Annotated in this window: 2 protein-coding genes; both read right to left on the bottom strand. The window is 63.2% G+C overall.

What is annotated here, in order from left to right; genetic code table 11:
• Positions 1 to 384, bottom strand: a 384-nt coding sequence (locus DBR24_RS16840; protein WP_146189069.1) for a biopolymer transporter ExbD, incomplete at its 3' end; no start/stop codon positions are given.
• 11 nt (positions 385 to 395) lie between these two features.
• Entirely contained in the window at positions 396 to 2168 is a 1773-nt protein-coding gene (locus tag DBR24_RS16835; protein WP_128615311.1) for a DUF2341 domain-containing protein, read from the bottom strand.
• Position 2169 lies beyond the last annotated feature (1 nt).

The following is a 2169-nucleotide window of genomic DNA, read 5'->3' as shown; positions in this document are numbered from 1 at the left end:
CAGTTCAAGCCGGCGCAACAGATCCAGCACTTCAATGACTTTCTGGTACTGCACCGTGGCGTCGCCGCGCACGATCACCGGGAAATCCGGGCTCTGCGCCTTCTCGATGCGCAGACGTTCTTCGAGTTCGGCCAGGGTCACCGGGTAAGCGTCGAGAAACACCTGCCCGCCGTCATTGACCGAAATCGCCTTGGTCTTGGCTTCGGTCAGCGACACGGAGGCGCTGGCCTTGGGCAGGTTGATCTGGATCCCCGAGACCTGCGCAGTGGCGGTGAGGATGAACATCACCAGCACCACCATCAGCACATCGACCAGCGGGGTGATGTTGATGCTGTCCACTGCGGCATCTTCGTCATCGTCGTGGGAGGCATTTACGGACGCCATGTCAGTGCTCCTCAGGCCGGTACGGAATGGTTGGCGTGATGGCCGCGATGCGACGACTCACTGAACTGGCTCTCGCCGTGCATCTCCGCCAGGCGGGTGATGAACTCGTCGACGAACACGCGCATGTCGGCACTGACTTCCTTGTTGCGGGTGATCAGGCGGTTGTAGCCAAACAGCGCCGGAATGGCGACGAACAGGCCCATGGCGGTTGCGAGCAAAGCGGCGGCCATACCCGGTGCAATGGCATTGATGTTGACGTCGCCGGCCATCGCGGTGCCGAGGAACACCACCATGATCCCCAGCACGGTGCCGAGCAGGCCAATGTACGGGCCGCCGGCAATGGCGTTGGACAGGGTCGAGAGTTTCGAGCTGAGGGCCTGGTTCTCGCGGGTGCGCACACCGTCCATCGAGCAGCGAATCGCTTCGATGGTTGCAGCGGAAACCGACGAGGTATCGGCGCCCTGCTCGCGGCGGGTGCGGATCTCCTTGACCGCTACCGAGTACAGGCGCCACAGCGGCGAGTGCTGCAGACGCTGGGCGAGCTGCGCGTCGTCGGCGAACATTTCCAGGCGCGTGCCGACCTTGGCGAACTGCTCGCGGAAGTCTTCGTTGGCCTTGCTGACGCGGCTGAGGGTGTGGTTCTTGCGCAGCATGATGATCCACGACTGGAACATCATCAGCACCAGCACCGCGATGATCACCCAGGCGTCCACCGGCACGGCGTTGAGCAGGAAACCGAGGCTGCCGAAACCGAAACCGGACTGTTCTTCATCGACACCATAAGCCACCAGTTTCGACTCGGCGCCTTGCGAGGTGGCATCAGCCAGCAGCAGCGGCGCCGGACGGGCGACTTTTGACAGGCGCAGTTCGTCTATGGCGCCTGCGAATGGCTGGAACGGACCTTCGTGCAGATCGGCGCCGATGGCCATTACCGAGTTGAATGCCGGCATTGCCTGAGCGAGGCTCGCGCCTTCACGACCATTGATGTACAGGGTGACTTTCGAACCTTCAGCGGTCAGCGCGACATGCTGCCATTGGCCCGGATTCAGCGGTTGAGTGGCGAGCGCACGTTGGCCGTCGATCTCCACGAACGGCACGCCTTGATCAACGCCGACCAGCAGGCTGTTGGCGCCCTCACGGCGGGCCAGAATCAGTTGCTCGCCGCCGGCCTGATCCAGGCGCAGCCAGGCACTGAAGGTGAACGCACTGCCGGCGTTATGTTGCAGCGATGGACTGGCCGGCAGCAGCAACGGTTGGCCGCTGAACTGCAATGCGCGCCCGACTACACCGTCGATTGCCGCGCCGGTCGCGCTCTGCGCGGTGTTGCCGTAGGCCGTGGTGTCTTTGGCCGGGGTGCCGGTGGCGCCGTCGAAGTGATACAGCGCGGTGTAGTTCGGGTCGAAGGTCAGTTGACCGTTGCCGGTGGCCGGAGCTTTCTGGTTGCCGTAGTACATCCAGATGTCCTGACGCTGCCCGCCCTCGACATTCGGCACATCGACCCAGATCAGCGCCATGCCCATCAGCGCATCGAAACTTTCGATCTGGTGGTTGAGCACGGTCTTGTCATCGGCAGCGACGAAACGCAGATCCGAGCCGTCTTCCTTGACGCCATCGAAGGTGAAGTTGCCGGTATGCAGGCGCACCAACAGCGCGGTGCGGCCCAGCGGCTGATTGATCGCGGCGCCTTGCGGTGTGGTGTCGACGGCGATCTGTTTACGGTAGTGCCAGTCGTCCTGCCACCAGGCCTGAGCCGTGGCCGGGAGCACGAAGCCCAGGCAGATCAAC

The sequence above is a fragment of the Pseudomonas sp. HMWF006 genome, assembly GCF_003061205.1.
In the GTDB taxonomy this organism is placed as follows: Bacteria; Pseudomonadota; Gammaproteobacteria; order Pseudomonadales; family Pseudomonadaceae; genus Aquipseudomonas; species Aquipseudomonas monsensis.
Note: the sequence above shows the minus strand (reverse complement) of the source record. Positions and strands in the feature narration are given on the sequence as shown.